The sequence below is a fragment of the Enterobacter cloacae genome, from assembly GCF_011078175.1.
In the GTDB taxonomy this organism is placed as follows: Bacteria; Pseudomonadota; Gammaproteobacteria; order Enterobacterales; family Enterobacteriaceae; genus Enterobacter; species Enterobacter cloacae_Q.
The window spans coordinates 735259-753184 of sequence record NZ_JAALCJ010000001.1 but is presented as its reverse complement, the minus strand read 5'-3'; the positions used below and the strand labels follow the sequence as shown (position 1 = coordinate 753184).

The window sequence follows — 17926 nt, the reverse complement described above, 5'->3', positions numbered from 1 at the left end:
CACATTTATTGACATTATATTCACAATCTTATGCGCGCTCGTACTGAGAATTTCACTGACGTTGTCGCTTCCAAACCGAACTGGCCCCTGGCACTGGGCGCCGGTTTATTAGGTATTGGGCAAAACGGTTTGCTGGTTATGCTGCCGCAGCTGGTCTCCCTGACCGGACTGTCGCTCTCCGTCTGGGCCGGGCTGCTGATGTTCGGCTCGATGCTCTTTTTACCCGCCTCGCCCTGGTGGGGACGCCAGAGCGAGCGGCACGGCTGTAAGATGGTTATGCTGGCCTCGTTAGGCGGTTATCTGGCAAGCTTCGGCGTGATGGCGCTGGTGGTCTGGGCGATGTCGAACGGTGCGCTGAATGCCTTCTGGGGAATGGCGGGGCTGGTTTTGTCGCGCATGCTGTATGGACTGACGGTATCGGGACTGGTGCCTGCGGCCCAGACGTGGGCCATTCAACGCGCGGGGCTTGACAAAAGGATGGCGGCGCTGGCAACAATCAGTTCTGGCCTTAGCTGCGGGCGACTGCTGGGGCCGCCTCTGGCCGCGGTGATGCTCAGCGTCAGCCCGGTCGCACCGCTCTGGCTGATGGCCCTGGCGCCGTTTATCGCGCTGCTGCTGGTGCTGCGCGAAGCCGCCGATCCCCCGCTGCCGCCGGTGGCGCATCAGTCGACGCGGCTAAATGCCTCTATGTTGCCTTTCCTGGTGCTGGCGCTGCTGCTGGCGGCGCTGGTCAGCCTGATGCAGCTTGGCTTATCACCGCATCTTCGCCCGTTATTCAATGGCGATGCCGTGCAAATCAGTCATCATGTCGCGCTATTGCTGAGTCTGGCCGCCCTGGCGACCCTGGCGGCGCAGTTTCTGGTGGTTCGCCCGCAGCATTTTACCCCGAGAGTTTTACTCTTGATTGCCGCGGTACTGATGGTGGCGGGTCTTGGGCTGATGTCTCTCGCTGGTTTAGCCCTGTTTTACCTGGGAATTGTCATCACTTCGCTGGGTGCCGCCATGGCAACGCCGGGATACCAGCTTTTGCTTAACGATCGCCTGACGACGGGCAAAGGTGCAGGGGTGATCGCCACCAGCCATACGCTGGGCTACGGGGCCAGCGCGCTGCTGGTACCCGTGGTGACGCGTTTTTTCGGTGAGCAGTTTTTAATTACTGCCGCCTGGGGAATGGCGCTGCTGTTTTTCGCGGTAAGCGTATGGGTACGATCGGCCGATCGTACCCCTGCTGAACGTTAGTGGAACGGATGAGAGGATGTGCTGGCAGCGTCCTCGCTTTGCCGCAGACGCTGGAGAGGATCCTGCTGATAAAACTGGCAAAAACGCTGCCACAGCGCCGGGAAACGTGGAGCAAAAAGCTCAGGTGCGCTAAAGAAATACTCGGACAGCACCGCAAAGCACTCGGCGGGATCGGTCGCGGCGTAGGCATCAATGCTGGCCGCGCTTTCGCCCACCAGGTCTATCTCATCCTGAATATTTTCCATCGCCGCGTGCAGGTCGTGCTCCCATCCCGCGACTTCACGCAGCGGGATCAGCGGCACGCCGCTGGCGCGATCGCCGTTGCGGGTATCGAGCTTATGCGCCACTTCGTGAATGATCAGGTTGAAGCCCGAGGCATCAAACGAGTCCTGAATATCCAGCCAGTTGAGAATTATCGGTCCTTGCTGCCAGCTTTGTCCTGACTGGACCATACGCTGGTTATGCACCAGTCCGATATCATCCTCCCACTCATCATCGACGATAAACGGCGCCGGGTAGATCAGCACTTCGTGGAAGCCATCCAGCCACTCGATGCCCAGCTCCAGCACCGGCAAGCAGAAAAGCAGAGCGATGCGCGAATTTTTAAGCGGATCCAGTTCGAAGCCCTGTAGCGGCACCAGCCGTTTTTGCTGTAAAAAACGTTCGGCCAGCTGAATCAGCTTTGATTGCTCTTCAGGCAAGAGATTCGCCAGCACGGGGATCGCCAGAGCCTCATCCCAGGGCAGCGCCATATTTCGACCAGCTTCGTTCGTTTTCCAGGGCCACTTAATCATCGCTTTGCTCGTTACTCGCACGTGAACAAAATGGAAAGGTCAGGGGCTGTTAGCATGCCAACATACTCTGTTAAGCAGTATGACACTCCTCTTCGGGTGCATGCAGAATGGCAGCCTGTTTAAGAGGAATCCAGCCCGCATAAACTATCACTATGTGCCGTCAGGTTGATAGCGCTTTAGGGGTATCCCCTTCATTTTGTGAAGCATGTCGTGCGCGCTATGATAAATCTATTACCCTCTCGTGCTTAAGGATCCCGTCAGTATGCCCGTCAATTTTGACCTCAACGATCTCTACGCCTTCCGCGCGTTGCTGGAATACGGCAATTTCCGTCTTGCGGCGGAGTCTATCTGCCTTTCCCAGTCGGCGTTGAGCCGCAGGATTGAAAAGCTGGAGGCGGCACTGGGGACAAAACTGTTCGACAGAACCACCCGGCGCGTCACGCTGACCCTGTATGGTCAGACCTTTGCCGACCGGTGCGGGCAATTGCTTGCCGATGTGGAGTCCATGCTTTCGGATATCGATAAGGCCAGCGAGGAGCGCACGGGGCTGATCACCGTGGCAACGGTGCCGTCAGCCGCCTGTTACTTTATGCCGGATGTGATCCGCCGCTTTCAGTCCCGTTACCCCCGCGTGCGCATAAAACTGATCGACAGCAGCGCCGGAAATGTTATCGAGGCCGTTGTCCGCGGACAGGCAGATTTTGGTATCTGCTTTGCCCGGAGTTTGCAGCCCGACATCGAGTTTGTCCCGCTGGTGGAGGATGTCTACGTGGCTGCCTGCCGGCGCGACAGCCCGCTTGCAAAAAGAAAAAGCCTGACGTGGCAGGCTTTTTATCAGCAGGATTATATCGGTCTGGATAAAACCTCCGGCAACCGCAATCTTCTCGACCAGCGGGTCGGGCATATTCGGCCTGAGCGCCCCAGCATCTGCGAAACGCGGCACGTGACGACCATGCTGGGGATGGTTGAAGCCGGGATCGGCATTGCGGCCGTTCCCGCCATGTCGATGCCCCGCGCAGAGCATTCGCTGCTGACGTCGGTACCTTTAACCGAGCCTGAAGTCAGGCGAACCGTGGGGCTGATCCGCCGCCGCGGGCGGATCCAGTCCTATATTGCTGCCGAACTCGAAACGCTGATCATCGAGCAGTATCGCGAGGTGCACTGACGGGCGTTAAGCCCGTTGCCGTAATGATGCTGGCGGCCTGTGGCGAGGAGAGAAAGGTCAGCAGCGCTTTTCCCTGCTCGGGATGGTCGGCCTTCTGCGTTACGGCTCCGGCGAAACGGGTAATGTACTGCATGTCGTCAGGTAACTTACCCACGAACGTCACCCCCGGGACCGGCAGAAGCTCGCTCACCTGCTGAAAGCCGAGCTCGTATTTCCCTTTTGCCACTTCAGACGCCACCGGGATGCGCTCAACCCGGTGCGCTTTTTCGTGGACCTGGCCGTCGATGCCCAGCTTATGGAACAGCTGGCTCTCAACATACCGGCCGCTGGCGCTGTCGGAATAGGCCATGGAATGCGCCTTCAGCAGCGTTTGCCGCAGGGCGGGCACCGTACTGATATCCGGCACCGGCCCGCCCGCCCTGACCACCATCCCGACGGGCGAATCCGCCAGCTCCACGCGGGAGCCTGCCGCCGTCCTGCGATCCTGTTCCAGTTTCGTCAGCGCATCGCCCACCATAATCACCACGTCCGCTTTTTCGCCCCGGGCGAGCCGGGCCGGAATGGCCTGCGGCGTTTTGCCCATCGACGGGCCGGAGATCAAAATGATTGTGTCGCCGCTCCTCGCTTCGTACTGCGGCGCCAGCTTCTCCAGCGCCGCTTTGAAGCCGCCAGAAATCATCACCGTCACATCCTGTGCAGGCGCGCCCGCGCTGAGGGTGGCCAAGGTCAGGGCGGCAATCACCGTTCTGAATGTAAACATCATCAATCACTCCTCAACAGCGGTATGCAGGGCTAACGTGCGACGACGATAGAGATAAAGCGTTGCCAGCAGGGCGCAAACGGCGGCAAAGCTCATCCAGTAACCCGGAGAGGCTTTGTCGCCGGTGTACTCAATTAAGGCGGTAGAAATCACCGGCGTGAAACCACCAAAGACGGCTGTGGCCAGGCTGTAAGCCAGCGAGAATCCCGCCACGCGCACCTCTGCTGGCATGATCTCCGTCAGGGCCGGGATCATCGCGCCGTTATACAGGCCGTAGAGGAAAGAGAGCCACAGCAGCACGGTCAGCATCATTGAGAAGCTCGGGGCTGCGGCCAACATCGTCAGCGCCGGATAGCTGGTCGCCAGTGCCAGCAGCGTCATGGCGATCAGCACCGGTTTACGCCCGAAGCGATCCGACAGCGCGCCGCCCACCGGCAGCCAGAAAAAATTCGACACCGCCACCAGCAGCGTGACCAGAAGACTGTCCGACGCGCTGAGCATCAGGACTTTTTTACCGAAGGTCGGCGCGTAAACGGTGATCAGGTAAAACGCGGTGGTGGTCATTGCCACCATCAGCATGCCCGCGACGACTACCGACCAGTTAGCGAGCAGCGTTGTGAAGACCTGACGCATCGCCAGACGGTGGCGACGGGCGCTGAATTCCTCGGTCTCTTCGAGCTTGCGGCGCAGGAAAAAGATGAACGGCACAATCAGACAGCCAAACAGGAAAGGAATACGCCACCCCCATTCGCGAATGGCACTCTCTTCCAGCACCATATTCAGCGCGAAGCCCATCGCCGCCGCGATCATAATGGCGACCTGCTGGCTACCCGACTGCCAGCTGGTGTAGAAACCCTTGCGGCCCGGCGTGGCGATCTCCGCCAGATAAACCGAAACCCCGCCCAGCTCGGCGCCTGCCGAAAAACCCTGCAACAGGCGGCCGGTTAGCACCAGCAGCGGTGCCCACAGGCCAATGCTCTGATAAGAAGGGATCAGCACAATCAGGAACGTTCCGGCGGCCATAATCGACAGGGTGACGATCAGTCCTTTTCGGCGACCCACTTTATCAATGTAAGCCCCCAGGACAATGGCCCCAATGGGACGCATCAGAAAGCCTGCGCCAAAGACGGCAAAGGTCATCATCAGCGACGCAAATTCACTGCTTGCCGGGAAAAAAGTATGGGCGATATAGGTGGCATAAAAGCCGAACAGAAAGAAGTCGAATTGCTCAAGAAAGTTGCCCGACGTGACGCGGAAAATCGAGCCCGCTTTCGCACGAACCGTTGCAGGTGAGGTTGAGGAAACCATGATTATCTCCAGTTTTATAATGACGTTATGCTCGTCTGTTTCTGAAAACTGGATCAGGAAAGGGAAATTAATAAGCGCAAATAGCGCATGGACTGATGCGTGTGGTGCATTAATGACAATGTGTTGACCAGTATTTACATACTCAACAATAACTTAACATTTCGCTGATCTTTTATTTACTCGATTTCGCTAAGTTACTGATATCGCTGTTTTGTGACATCGCGCAGGTGATTAGCCAGGCGAGGCCTGGCTTGGGACGATCAGCGCAGCGCGTTCGCAATCGCGCTAAACATCAGCGACGCTTCCAGCGGCTGGGCGCTGAATGACGGCTCTGCCTGCGGCCAGGTGGACCACTGGACGATAACCAGATTTTCTTTCTGATTAATCATGATCATCTGACCAAAAATGCCCAGCGCCCACAGGGAATCCTTCAGCGAATTGTCGACTTTCGGCTCCACGTTTGTGGCAGTGGCCGGCACTTCGTTGTTCCACCACTGGTAGCCATACAAGCCCTTCGGATGCGCGTCGGACACCGATCCTTTGGCCTGCGTCCAGGCTGAGGACTGCTTCACCCAGCCCTCGGGGAGGATCGACTTCCCGTCCGGCAGCATTCCGTTATGCAGGATAAACTCCCCGAAACGCCCCCAGTCTTCCAGCGTGGCGTTGAACCCATGCGCGCCCACATCGTGCTGGCCTTTGCTGTAGGCATGCCACACGCCGTCGCTCGCCATACCGTACGGCTGCCAGATGCTTTTCTCCAGATACGCCGCGAGCGTCATGCCGGTGGCGCGCTCAAGCACATCGCCTAACAGCCAGGCGCCACCCGAGGAATAGGACCAGTTTTCGCCCGCCGGGTGTTCACGGTGTAACCCCTTCACCAGGGTGCGCACGCAGTCGTAGGTGCCCGGCTTCGCTTCGCATTCGGTAAGCCGGGCGAAGTCAGATTGCGGGTTGGTGTAATCTTCGTTCCACGCCACGCCAGAGGTGTGGGTGATGAGCTGTTTCAGCGTTACGCCCTCCCAGGCGGTGCCTTTTAAATCCGGTTCGTATTCGGTGACAAGGTCCTCCAGGGAGTGGATTTTCCCTTCTTTAATTGCAACACCCACCAGCGCGGAGACCACGGATTTGCCCACGGAGCGCGACGTCCAGAGCGTTGAGTCGGTATTGCCTTCACCCAGGTATTTATAGGCCACTTTGCCATCTTTCAGCACCAGCATGCCGCTGACGTTCTGGCGTTTCAGGTAATCCTGAAGAGTGTAACTCTTACCCTTTACCTGATAGCGGGCATCGGTGAGCGGTTTTTCTGCGGGCAGCAGCGGCGTAGCGTTGCCGTGGCGGAACACATCTCCCGCGTAGTTGCGGTAGTCATTGCGAAAACCCACCACGCGATCGGCCTGGCTCCAGGTGAGCATGGTATGCGCGTCCGGGAGTCTGGCATCGAAAGGCGTCGGACAGGTCGCAAGGTCGGTACCGTTGCAGGCCGCCATGACGGCGGGCGAGAGCAGGCTGCTGACAACCAGCGCCGCGAGCAGCGTGCGGTTTGTTTTGATTTTCATATTTATCTCGTTTGGCTCAGGAAGGACTTCAGTTTAAGAACCTGCGGCCTATAATAAAAAACGCGTTATGGGGGAAAATCCCCCGGAAAAATCGCGTGGAGAATGACGTGGCATCACTGATCTATTCCTTTGCCCAGCTTGAGGCGTTCACCGCCGTCGCTGAGTACGGCAGCCTGATGAAGGCGGCCAGTAAACTCGGCAAAGATCGTACTACCCTGCGGGATCTGATCGATTTCCTTGAGGATGGGCTGGGCTACGCTCTGTTCCTGCGAGAGGGGCGCAGCCTGCGCCTGACGCCGGAGGGTGAGCAGCTTCAGCGGCAGGCGCACCTGCTGATGCGCCAGGTCAAGGCGTTTGAGGCGTTTGCCAGAACGGTACCGGACAGCGCGACGCAGGACATTGCCCTCGCTTACGATCCGTTCACCCCCAGAGCTTTTTTACAGGCGCTGATCGCCACGCTGGCGACGAAAAAGATCCGCCTGAGCCTGACCAGCGCATCCCGCGATGAGGCGGAAGCGATGCTGGCAAACGGTCAGGCCGATCTGGGGATCTGCCAGGCGCGCAACCGCAGCGTGGGCAATGAAATGGAGTGGCGGGCGCTGGGGGCGATCGAAATGGATTTTTACGCCGCAACGGCGCTTTTTGCGGAGGTTGCGTCGCCGGTGTCGCTGCTCGATCTCTCTCTGGTGCCACAGGTGATTATGCATGCCGCGTCAGACGAGCCGGTTGCCCGTCGCCTGCAAATTTCAGGGCACACGCTTTTCACTAACGAACTGGAGATGCTGCGCGGCCTGCTGGAGCAGGGCTGCGGCTGGGGTTTTTTGCCGACTCATCTTCACGCAACGCAGTGGAAAAACGTAAAAAGGCTGCCCACCGAAGTGGGCAGCCAGGGAATAAGCCAGACGATGGTCACCCTCTGGAAGCCGGGCAGCGACAAGCGCGTGTTGATCAACGATACGCTGTCGCTGCTTCCGGCGTTATGGAAACGCTCAGCGCTGTGAGCACCCCTGGCACTGTTTATTCTGGATCTGCTGGAAGAAGTCGTTGCCTTTGTCATCCACCAGGATAAACGCCGGGAAGTTCTCCACTTCAATTTTCCAGATGGCTTCCATTCCCAGTTCCGGATACGCCACGCACTCCAGGCTCTTGATGCTGTTTTGCGCCAGCACCGCCGCCGGGCCGCCGATGCTGCCGAGGTAGAAGCCGCCGTGCTTATGGCAGGCGTCAGTGACCTGCTGGCTGCGGTTGCCTTTGGCCAGCATGATCATGCTCGCACCGTGGGATTGCAGTAAGTCCACGTAGGAGTCCATACGCCCGGCGGTGGTTGGGCCCAGGGATCCAGACGCGTAACCTTCTGGCGTTTTCGCCGGGCCTGCGTAGTAAATCGGATGATCTTTAACGTACTGCGGCAGGGCTTCGCCGTTATCGAGCAGCTCTTTCAGCTTCGCGTGGGCGATATCACGCGCCACGATGATGGTGCCGTTCAGCGACAGGCGGGTGGATACCGGGTGCGCGGAAAGCTGCGCCAGAATGTCGGGCATCGGCTTGTTGAGATCAATGCTTACCACGTCGCCTTCCCCCTGCTGGCGCAGGGATTCAGGAATATACTGGCCCGGATTGTGCTCCAGCTTCTCAATCCAGATCCCCTCGCGGTTAATCTTCGCCTTGATGTTACGGTCAGCGGAGCAGGAGACCCCCATGCCGATCGGGCAGGAGGCGCCGTGACGCGGCAGACGGATCACGCGAATATCGTGGGCGAAGTATTTCCCGCCAAACTGCGCGCCGAGTCCGAGGTTTTGCGCTTCCTGAAGCAGCTCCTGTTCCAGTTGAACGTCGCGGAACGCCTGACCGTGCGCGTTGCCTTCGGTTGGCAGGCCATCGTAGTAGCGCGCAGAGGCGAGCTTGACGGTTTTCAGCGTGGCTTCAGCTGATGTTCCGCCAATCACAAACGCAATGTGATACGGCGGACAGGCCGCAGTACCGAGGGTACGCATCTTCTCAACCAGATAATTTTTCAGCTTCGCCGGGGTAATCAGCGCTTTGGTTTCCTGATACAGATAAGTTTTGTTGGCTGAACCGCCGCCTTTTGCCATGCACAGGAATTTGTACTCTTCACCATCGACGCTGTAGAGGTCAATCTGCGCCGGCAGGTTGGTGCCGGTGTTCACCTCTTTATACATATCCAGCGCCGTATTCTGCGAGTAGCGCAGGTTGTCTTCAGTATAGGTGTTATACACGCCCTGACTCAGCGCCGCTTCGTCGCCGCCACCGGTCCAGACGCGCTGGCCTTTCTTACCCATAATGATTGCCGTACCGGTATCCTGACACGTTGGCAGCACGCCTTTCGCCGCAATCTCGGAGTTGCGCAGAAATTGCAGGGCAACGTACTTATCGTTCTCGCTGGCTTCCGGGTCGTTCAGAATGGCCGCAACCTGCTTCTGGTGAGAAGTGCGCAGCATAAACGCCGCGTCGTGGAAGGCCTGCTGTGCCAGCAGGGTCAGCGCTTCGGGCTCAACCTTCAGCACTTCCTGACCGTCGAACTTAGCAACGGAGACGTGCTCTTTGGTCAGCAGATAGTATTCAGTATCGTCATGCGCGAGAGGGAAAGGGTTCTGGTAGTAAAACGGTTTGTCTGACATAGCGTATTGCTCCATAAAAATAAAACCGCCGGAAGGTTAGCCCGGCGGTCAGAAATCAGAACATCATGGACATCCACGGGTAGCCAATCAGTAACAAGGCCGCCAGGAATATGGCACCGAAGATAGTGCCGAGGCGCCAGTAGTCTTTGGTTGGCAGGTAGCCGCTACCGTAGTAAATCGGGCTTGGACCGGTACCGTATGGGGTGATGATCCCCATTACGCCCAGCGAGGTCACCATCAGCAGGACGAACACTTCCATATTCATGCCCGGAATGGTGGAGGCGATGGTCAGCATCGCGGGCAGCAGCGCCGTGGTGTGCGCGGTGGTGCTGGCGAACAGGTAGTGCAGCAGGTAGAACGCCAGCAGCAGCACGATGGTGGCGACACCCGGAGAGATACCGCTCATCAGCAGGCCGCCTTCTTTACCCAGCCAGCTGATAAAGCCGGTGGAGGAGAGGCCATCCGCCAGCGCTACCAGTGTGGCGAACCAGACGAAGGTGTTCCACGCGGCTTTGTTACCGGTGATATCGTTCCACTCCAGCACGCCGGTCCACAGCATCAGGCCAACGATCAGAAGGGCAGCCATGGCCGGTTCAATCCACGCCGCGGCGAAGATCCACATCAGCAGCGCACAGCAGACAAACACCAGCAGCAGGATCTCATTGCGCGACAGTTTGCCGAGTTTTTCCAGCTCGCGGGTCGCCCACAGCGGTACTTCGTTATTCACTTTCACTTCTGGCGGGTAGAACCAGTAGGCCAGTAGCGGCATGGTCAGAATCAACAGGATGCCCAGCGGCAGGAAGGCGAGGAACCAGGTGCCCCAGGAGATATCAATCCCAACGGTGCTTTTTACCAGCGCCAGCGCCAGCAGGTTAGGTGCCAGTGCGGAAAGGAACATCGAGCTGGTGATACAGGCCGCGGTGATGGCTACCCACATCAGATAGGAACCAATTTTGCGCGCGCTTGGGTCATTGGGTTTTGAGCCGTACAGCGGCGGCAGGTTAGCGATGATCGGGTAGATGGTCCCGCCGCTGCGCGCGGTATTGGACGGGGTGAACGGGGCCAGCAGCAGGTCCGCAAACGTAATGGCGTAACCGAGCGTCAGGCTGCGACGGCCCAGGTACTTCACCAGAATCAGCGCCAGACGGCGGCCGAAGCGGGTTTTGTCGTAGCCTGCGGCGAACATAAAGGCACCGAAAATCAGCCAGACGGTGGAGTTACCAAACCCGCTGACCGCCCATTTAAAGGAGGCGCCCGCCAGCTTGAATTTTGGGTCAGCCAGCTGTTCCGGGCTAAAGAGCACCCACTGGCTGCACAGCGCAATCGCCACGACGCCGGTAAGACCGATCACGGCGCCCGGCAGCGGTTCGAAAATTAACCCGACGATGACGCCGACAAAGATGGCGAAGTAGTGCCACGCATAAGGCGGCAGCCCGTCCGGAACGGGGACAAACAACAGCAGGACGGCAACAATGACGGGCAGGGCCATCATCAGCAGTCGTTTTGCTGTTCCATTTGACGCCAGATTCGCCGCAGGAGGCGTTACAGCAGTTTTTGTATTCATAGTTTCACGTCTTAAGTTGTCAAAAATTCGTCGCCCGGCGAAAACACAGATTCATTTGAAATATCCTTTTTGCTTTTTTTAGTTATTTAAGGTGCAGGTTTGTGTTTTCACTAATAGCGATTTAACGCATTTTTGTTTGCGCTAAATAAAAAATGATGATGTTTTTATATTGCTCTTTTGAATGCCATAACTATTGATCGCGATCAAAAAAACGGAACTGAATGGCTATTTTTATATTTTTTATAATAACCACTCTGAGTAGTGTGGTTATACGCTTGTTTTACGCATTTTATGTATCAAAACTATAACATTTAAATTTCGGTGGTTTTGTTTATTATTGTTTTATAAGGGTTTTAGCTAGCTTTGGTGTATTGGTTTGACCTTTTCTGATTTAACTTTTTTTAAATTATTGTGAACAAGTGAAACAATCCCGCTAACACCAATGTGTTATTAATGTTATCGAAGGGATTAAATAGTTTATTAACTAACGTAATGACTTTGGAAACTAAAAAAAGCTTTATATTACTATCATGACATCGGCAAAAAACACGAAATAAAAAAATCATTCCGATAACGAATTCTTAATTTTTAAAGTTTGGAGTTTCTATTATGAGCACTAACGAACGTATTTTAAGCCCCTTCACATTACCGAATGGTACTGAACTGAAAAACCGTTTGTTAATGGCCCCGATGACAACCTGTACCGGTTATTACGATGGCACCGTGACCAGCGAGCTGGTGGAGTACTACCGCGCCCGCGCGGGCAGCATCGGCACCATCATCGTTGAGTGCTGTTTTGTTGACGATCTCGGCCTGGCGTTCCCGGGCGCAATTGGCATTGATAACGACGAGAAAATCGCCGGGCTGGCAAAAATCGCTGACGCCATCAAGTCAAAAGGCTCCAAAGCCCTGCTGCAAATCTACCACGGCGGCCGCATGGTCGACCCAAAACTGATCGGCGGTCGCACGCCGGTTGGCCCAAGCGCCGTTGCCGCACCGCGTGACGGTGCCGCGACGCCGGTTGCGCTGACCGCCGAAGAAGTGGAAGGCATGGTCGGCAAGTTTGGTGAGGCCGTACGTCGCGCCATCCAGGCCGGTTTCGACGGCGTGGAAATCCACGGGGCGAATACCTATCTGATCCAGCAATTCTTCTCCCCGAACTCCAACCAGCGCGACGACGAGTGGGGCGGCAGCCGCGATAACCGCGCGAAATTCCCGCTGGCGGTGCTGGACATTACCCATAAGATGGTGCGCCAGTACGCCGACGACGCGTTTATCATTGGCTACCGTTTCTCTCCGGAAGAGCTTGAAGTCCCGGGCATTCGCTTCGAAGACACCCTCTATCTTCTGGAAAAACTGGCCGCTCGCGGGGTGGATTATCTCCACTTCTCCCTTGGTGCCGCCCTGCGTCCTTCTATCGTCGATACTCAGGACCCGACGCCACTTATCGAAAAATACTGCGCCATGCGCTCTGACACGCTGGCGCAGGTACCGGTGATGGGCGTTGGCGGCGTAGTGAATGCCGCGGATGTGAATGAAGCGCTGGATCACGGTTACGACCTGATTGCCGTCGGACGCGCCACTATCGCCTACCCGGACTGGACCGATCGCATCGCGGCGGGCGAAAGCCTGGAGCTGTTTATGGACAGTACCAAACGCGAAGAACTGAGCATCCCGGAACCGCTGTGGCGCTTCTCGCTGGTGGAAGCGATGATCCGCGACATGAGCATGGGCGAATCTAAATTCAAACCGGGCACCTTTATTGAAAAAGTGCAGGACGATGCTAATGAACTGGTGATTAACGTCAGCCTCGAAACCGATCGCATTGCCGATATCGAACTGGCCTCCGGCCCGAGTGAAGACGTCGAGTTTGTCACCAGCTTCGAAGAGATCCGCACCCGTATTCTGGATGCCAACACCCCGCACGTGGATGCTATCACCGGCGCGACCAGCCAGAGCGAGGCGGTGAAAAAAGCGGTCTCGAAAGCGATGCTGAAATCCAGCAAAGCGCTGGCGGCAGAAGAGGGCGTGGACCCGAATGAGACTAAAAGCGTGGATGTGGTCGTGGTCGGCAGCGGCGGGGCCGGTCTGGCGGCGGCGATTCAGGCTCATGACGAAGGCGCGAGCGTGCTGATCGTCGAGAAAATGCCAACCATCGGCGGGAACACCATTAAAGCCTCGGCCGGGATGAACGCGGCGGAGACCCGCTTCCAGCGCGTGAAGGGTATTCAGGACAGCAAAGAGCTGTTCTACCAGGAAAGTCTGAAAGGCGGTGGCAACAAAAACAACCCTGAACTGCTGCGTCGCTTTGTCGAGAACGCGCCGCAGGCTATCGAATGGCTGGCCACGCGCGGCATTATGCTGAACGACATTACCACCACCGGCGGGATGAGCATCGACCGTACGCACCGTCCGAAAGACGGTTCCGCAGTGGGCGGGTATCTGATCAGCGGCCTGGTGCGTAACGTCAACAAGCGCAACATCGAGGTGATGCTGGATACCTCCGTGAGCGACATCATTTTCGAAAATGGCGAAGTGACCGGCGTGCGTCTGACTACCGAAGAGAACGAAACCCTCACCGTGGCAACCAAAAGCGTCATTGTCGCGACCGGCGGCTTCAGCGCTAACAGCCAGATGGTAGTGAAATATCGTCCGGACCTGGAAGGATTTGTGACCACCAACCACAAAGGCGCAACCGGCGGCGGCATCGCGCTACTGGAACGTATCGGTGCAGGCACCGTGGATATGGGCGAAATTCAGATCCACCCAACCGTTGAGCAGAAAACGTCGTATCTGATTTCCGAATCCATCCGCGGCGGCGGGGCGATTCTGGTAAACCAGCAGGGCAACCGCTTCTATAACGAAATGTCTACCCGCGACAAAGTCTCGGCGCAGATTATCGCGCTACCGGAGAAATACGCTTACATCGTCTTTGACGAGCATGTTCGCGCCAAAAACAAAGCCGCGGATGAGTACATCGCGAAAGGGTTTGTTACCAGCGCCAGCTCGCCAAAAGCCCTGGCGGAAGCGCTGGGGATGGATCACCATCAGTTCCTGGCAACGCTGGAACGCTACAACGGCTTTGTGGAGAAACAGCACGACGATGATTTCGGCCGCACCACCGCGCTGCGTGCGCCAATCAACGAAGGGCCGTTCTACGCCATTCAGATTGCACCGGGCGTTCACCACACCATGGGCGGCGTAACCATTAACACAGAAACCTGCGTGCTGGACAGCAACCACAACGTATTGCCGGGAGCGTTTGCTGCGGGTGAGGTTGTCGGAGGCATCCACGGCGGTAACCGCATCGGGGGTAACGCGGTGGCAGATATCATTATTTTTGGTACTCTTGCCGGACATCAGGCGGCGATGCGCGCGAAAAAAGCATAAGGCTCCTGTACTGTAGGCCGGATAAACACAGCGTTATCCGGCATTTTCCCCGACGGCGTGGTGCTGCCGGGGCTACATCCGAGGACTCTGCCATGCCTGACGACACTCGCGTTTACAGTTATTCCGCCGTTCTGATGGGCTCGCCCATTCTCCTGAAACTCTTCTCACATAACGAAGCTCTCGCGTCCCGCGTATTTCGCCTGATTAAGCGGTACGAAGATCTGCTCACCGTCAACCGTGCGCATTCGCAGGTGATGGAGGTCAACCATGCGGCCGGCCAGCATCCGGTTGCCGTCAGTCGCCCGGTGTTTGACCTGATCCGCTGCGCGAAAGCAGCCAGCCAGGTTAAGGACAGCGCCTTTAACCTGGCGATTGGTCCGCTGGTGAAGCGCTGGAAAATTGGTTTTAAGGGGGACGCCGTGCCGCCCGCAGATGAGATCGCCGCCTTACTGGGTATCACGCATCCTGCGGACGTGGTGCTGGATGAAGCCAACGGCAGCGTGTTTCTTACACGCCAGGGAATGGAGATCGATCTGGGGGCCATCGCCAAAGGCTATATCGCCGACAGGGTGCGGGATTACCTGCATAAAGAGGGCGCTGAGCTGGGACTGATCAACCTTGGCGGTAACGTTCAGACGTTAGGTTCGCCGGAGGGCGGCTGGCGCGTCGGCCTGAAAAAACCGTTCGCCGGTGATGCGCTGATTGGCGCCTTGACGGTAGAGAATCGATCGGTTGTGACGTCAGGCACCTATGAGCGCTACTTCGAGCAGAACGGCAAACGCTATCATCACATACTTGACCCGCGCACCGGCTACCCGCTGGATAACGAACTGGACAGCGTGACCATTATTTCAAAAGACTCCCTTGACGGCGATATCTGGACCACGCTGATTTACGGCATGGGCGTGGAAAAGGGCTGCGCCGCGCTGCGTTCGCGCCCCGATATTGAAGCCATCTTTGTCACCAAAACAAAAGAAGTGGTGATCTCCTCGATGCACCACTTCCGTTTTACCCTTCTGGACGACAGCTACCGAATTACTGGCAATACTGTTTGAGCAGTCCGACCTGTTCCGGCTGTAAGCGGTAACGATAAACCGGGCGGCCGGTCGCACCGTAGTGAATGCTGGTGAACAGGATATTAATTTGCGCCAGCCAGATCAGGTATTTGCGGCAGGACACGCGGGAAATGTTGACCGCATTAGCCAGATCGTCGGTGGAAAATTCCCTCTCCGGATGGCTGTCGATCCACTGGCAAATGGTGCGCAGCGTCTGCGGCGTTAAGCCTTTCGGTAATTTTTTGCTGTCAGCCAGCTCCGGCGCGCCGCCGTGGATCAGCCTGTCGACGTCGGCCTGTTCATAATACTGATGCGACCCCATCAGACTGCGCCTGGACTTCCAGCCGTTTAGTGCCTCTTCAAAACGCGGGAACTGGAACGGTTTAATCAGATAATCCACCACGCCATAGTGCATCGACGTCTGGATCGTTGCGGCATCGGAGGCCGATGAGATCATAATGACGTCGATCGGGCGACCAGATGCGCGGATGATGGGCAGCAGATCCAGCCCGTTATCCTGCTGCATATAAACATCCAGCAGCACCAGATCGATAGGCTGACCTGGGTTTGCGATCAATGCCTCGGCCTGGTTGAGCGTGGAAGCGACGCCGCAGCAGCTAAAACCTTCAACGCGGTTAACATACAGACGGTTGAGATCGGCTACCATGGCGTCGTCATCGACAATTAACACATTTATCACGCGATATTCCTCTCGCTATCCCAGGGGATCTGAACAAAAAATTGGGTAAATACGCCAGGCTCCGACTCGACGGTAATCTCTCCGCCCAGGTTCTGGATCTGCTGACGCGCAAGGAACAGCCCAACGCCGCGGTTTTCACCTTTTGTTGAGTAGCCCTTTGTAAAAATAGCCTCCAGCCGCTCGGGATCAATACCGGGACCGTCATCGCTGACTTCACCGCTCAGCCAGCCGTTCTGATAGTGCAGCAGCAGGCCGATCTCGCCATCCGGCTGACCTTCCATCGCATCCAGGGCATTTTCGATTAAATTGCCCAGCACGGTGATCAGCACCGCAACCTGCTCTTCATTGGTGGTGTCAGGAAGCTGACTCTCCTCCGCCAGCGTCAGAGTCACCCCGGCCTCTTTGGCGCGGTTAATTTTACCCAGCAGGAAACCCGCAATGACTGGCGATTTCACCTTGCGCTGTATCGCGCCGATGTCCGTCTGATAATTCTGCGCGGTCTGGATGATGTACTCCTCCAGCTTATCGTAGCGCTTCATGTGCAGCAGGCCGAGGATCACGTGCAGCTTGTTCATAAACTCGTGCGTATGAGCGCGCAGCGCATCAACGTAGTTAACCATGCCATCGATACGCTGCATGAGCTGGCTGATTTCGGTTTTATCGCGGAACGTGCTGATGGCGCCGATCACCTGATTCTGGCTTTTTACCGGCACCATATTGCACAGCAGAAGCCGTCCATTACAGCCTATCTCCTGATCCTGACGGGCAATACCAGTTCTGGACACTTCGCGCAGGCTGGCCAGCAGCGGTTCACTGCTGCTTTCTGAATGCTCGCCAGAGGCCAGGAGTAATATTTCTCTGGCGGTGTGGTTAATCATCGTCACGCGCCCGTGAATATCCACGGCCATGACACCCTCGCGCAGAGACTGCAACATGGCCTGCCGCTGCTCAAAGAGGGCGGAGATCTCGTAAGGCTCCAGCCCGAACAGGATACGTTTCAGAACCCGGACCAGGCCCCATATCGCCAGTGAACTCATCAGCACGCTGAATAAGATAGTCCACACGGCGTTGAGCCGTCCGCGGGCAATCTGATCTTCTACTTTATTCAGCGAAATGCCCACCACCACTACACCGATCTGGTCGTGCCGATCGTCATACACGGGCGTAAAGACGCGCAGCGCTTCCGCCAGCGCGCCCCGGTTAACGGAGACATTCTCTTTTCCTTCCAGGGCGGGCGTCAGATCGTCGCCAATAAAATGCAAACCTAACAGCGCTTCGTTGGGATGGGAATAGCGGATCCCGCGCAGGTCAGTGACCACGGTAAACAGCAGGTCGTTGCGCTTCGTCACTGCCTGGGCAATCGGCTGGATGATGCCGGCCTGCGGCGACGCCATCAGGCCGCGCTTGATATCCGGGCTGTCGGCCAGCGTTCGGGCGATACCCAGCGCGGTATCTTTCACGTCATCGCGCGTGGCGCGGGTGATCTGCACAGAGTACAGGGCGAAGACCACCAGCAGCACAGAGCCGATAATGGCGCACACCATCAGCGTAACCAGCGTATTCAGCTTCATAGGGCGCTTGCGCGTCGGGGGAAAAGGCTGCAAATCGCTCATCAAGACTCCGCGATGAAAAAGAAAGGGCTAATTATCGCTGATGAAGGCCGTTTCATAAAGCCATGTAAAGAGAGGCGTTTCGTGAGCCTCCTCTCAGGTGACCTATATAAAACACTTTATAGTGTGTGGGTACTCATAATAAG

General features: G+C 56.9%; 13 protein-coding genes. 5 read left to right on the top strand and 8 right to left on the bottom strand.

Annotated elements, in window-relative coordinates; translation table 11 throughout:
* The first annotated feature begins 30 nt into the window (after nt 1-30).
* Complete coding sequence (locus tag G6Q29_RS03750) at nt 31-1239, top strand: MFS transporter (protein ID WP_165464563.1); 1209 nt, start codon at nt 31-33, stop codon at nt 1237-1239.
* On the opposite strand, the gene mtfA is transcribed toward G6Q29_RS03750, so the two are convergent.
* The gene (mtfA, locus tag G6Q29_RS03745; RefSeq protein WP_022648578.1) at nt 1236-2033 is read right to left on the bottom strand and encodes a DgsA anti-repressor MtfA; all 798 of its coding nucleotides are present in this window, start codon (nt 2031-2033) and stop codon (nt 1236-1238) included. The two genes, G6Q29_RS03750 and mtfA, sit on opposite strands and share 4 nt — an antisense overlap.
* 262 nt (nt 2034-2295) lie before the next feature.
* On the opposite strand from mtfA, the gene G6Q29_RS03740 reads away from it, so the two are divergent.
* Entirely contained in the window at nt 2296-3198 is a 903-nt protein-coding gene (locus tag G6Q29_RS03740) for a LysR family transcriptional regulator (RefSeq protein WP_165464562.1), read from the top strand.
* Here the strand turns inward: G6Q29_RS03740 and G6Q29_RS03735 are convergent.
* The 3 genes from G6Q29_RS03735 to G6Q29_RS03725 all read right to left on the bottom strand — a co-directional run bounded on the left by G6Q29_RS03735 (nt 3170) and on the right by G6Q29_RS03725 (nt 6822).
* The gene (locus G6Q29_RS03735; RefSeq protein WP_165464561.1) at nt 3170-3961 is read right to left on the bottom strand and encodes a substrate-binding domain-containing protein; all 792 of its coding nucleotides are present in this window, start codon (nt 3959-3961) and stop codon (nt 3170-3172) included. The genes G6Q29_RS03740 and G6Q29_RS03735 overlap by 29 nt on opposite strands.
* A gap of 3 nt (nt 3962-3964) precedes the next feature.
* Nucleotides 3965-5266 carry an MFS transporter gene (locus tag G6Q29_RS03730; RefSeq protein WP_165464560.1) on the bottom strand — a complete coding sequence of 434 codons (1302 nt, stop codon included), beginning with the start codon at nt 5264-5266 and terminating at the stop codon, nt 3965-3967.
* 260 nt (nt 5267-5526) lie between these two features.
* Nucleotides 5527-6822: a serine hydrolase domain-containing protein gene (locus tag G6Q29_RS03725; protein WP_165464559.1), complete on the bottom strand. Its 1296-nt coding sequence runs from the start codon at nt 6820-6822 to the stop codon at nt 5527-5529.
* A gap of 95 nt (nt 6823-6917) precedes the next feature.
* Between G6Q29_RS03725 and G6Q29_RS03720 the strand changes: the two genes are divergently transcribed.
* On the top strand, nt 6918-7823 hold the full coding sequence (locus tag G6Q29_RS03720) for a LysR family transcriptional regulator (protein WP_165464558.1): 906 nt from the start codon (nt 6918-6920) through the stop codon (nt 7821-7823).
* On the opposite strand, the gene fumA is transcribed toward G6Q29_RS03720, so the two are convergent.
* On the bottom strand, nt 7812-9461 hold the full coding sequence (fumA, locus tag G6Q29_RS03715; protein WP_165464557.1) for a class I fumarate hydratase FumA: 1650 nt from the start codon (nt 9459-9461) through the stop codon (nt 7812-7814). The genes G6Q29_RS03720 and fumA overlap by 12 nt on opposite strands.
* A 55-nt stretch (nt 9462-9516) precedes the next feature.
* Entirely contained in the window at nt 9517-11025 is a 1509-nt protein-coding gene (locus tag G6Q29_RS03710) for an anion permease (protein WP_023314425.1), read from the bottom strand.
* Between the two features lie 609 nt (nt 11026-11634).
* Between G6Q29_RS03710 and G6Q29_RS03705 the strand changes: the two genes are divergently transcribed.
* Entirely contained in the window at nt 11635-14415 is a 2781-nt protein-coding gene (locus G6Q29_RS03705; RefSeq protein WP_165464556.1) for a flavocytochrome c, read from the top strand.
* Between the two features lie 92 nt (nt 14416-14507).
* Nucleotides 14508-15470 (top strand): FAD:protein FMN transferase, encoded by a 963-nt coding sequence (locus tag G6Q29_RS03700; RefSeq protein WP_165464555.1) that lies wholly within the window; start codon nt 14508-14510, stop codon nt 15468-15470.
* On the opposite strand, the gene dcuR is transcribed toward G6Q29_RS03700, so the two are convergent.
* Both dcuR and G6Q29_RS03690 read right to left on the bottom strand, forming a co-directional pair.
* Nucleotides 15451-16170, bottom strand: a complete 720-nt coding sequence (gene dcuR / locus G6Q29_RS03695; protein WP_165464554.1) for a two-component system response regulator DcuR — start codon at nt 16168-16170, stop codon at nt 15451-15453. The two genes, G6Q29_RS03700 and dcuR, sit on opposite strands and share 20 nt — an antisense overlap.
* Nucleotides 16167-17783: a sensor histidine kinase gene (locus tag G6Q29_RS03690; RefSeq protein WP_165464553.1), complete on the bottom strand. Its 1617-nt coding sequence runs from the start codon at nt 17781-17783 to the stop codon at nt 16167-16169. The genes dcuR and G6Q29_RS03690 overlap by 4 nt, the downstream gene beginning before the upstream one ends.
* Between the last annotated feature and the right edge of the window lie 143 nt (nt 17784-17926).

Bases quoted from the DNA above. Each gene is read 5' to 3' on its own strand.
- G6Q29_RS03710 (WP_023314425.1), bottom strand. From the start codon at position 11,025: ATGAATACAAAAACTGCTGTAACGCCTCCTGCGGCGAATCTGGCGTCA.
- G6Q29_RS03750 (WP_165464563.1), top strand. From the start codon at position 31: ATGCGCGCTCGTACTGAGAATTTCACTGACGTTGTCGCTTCCAAACCG.
- G6Q29_RS03700 (WP_165464555.1), top strand. From the start codon at position 14,508: ATGCCTGACGACACTCGCGTTTACAGTTATTCCGCCGTTCTGATGGGC.
- mtfA (WP_022648578.1), bottom strand. From the start codon at position 2,033: ATGATTAAGTGGCCCTGGAAAACGAACGAAGCTGGTCGAAATATGGCG.
- G6Q29_RS03740 (WP_165464562.1), top strand. From the start codon at position 2,296: ATGCCCGTCAATTTTGACCTCAACGATCTCTACGCCTTCCGCGCGTTG.
- fumA (WP_165464557.1), bottom strand. From the start codon at position 9,461: ATGTCAGACAAACCGTTTTACTACCAGAACCCTTTCCCTCTCGCGCAT.
- G6Q29_RS03730 (WP_165464560.1), bottom strand. From the start codon at position 5,266: ATGGTTTCCTCAACCTCACCTGCAACGGTTCGTGCGAAAGCGGGCTCG.
- G6Q29_RS03735 (WP_165464561.1), bottom strand. From the start codon at position 3,961: ATGATGTTTACATTCAGAACGGTGATTGCCGCCCTGACCTTGGCCACC.
- G6Q29_RS03690 (WP_165464553.1), bottom strand. From the start codon at position 17,783: ATGAGCGATTTGCAGCCTTTTCCCCCGACGCGCAAGCGCCCTATGAAG.
- G6Q29_RS03725 (WP_165464559.1), bottom strand. From the start codon at position 6,822: ATGAAAATCAAAACAAACCGCACGCTGCTCGCGGCGCTGGTTGTCAGC.
- G6Q29_RS03705 (WP_165464556.1), top strand. From the start codon at position 11,635: ATGAGCACTAACGAACGTATTTTAAGCCCCTTCACATTACCGAATGGT.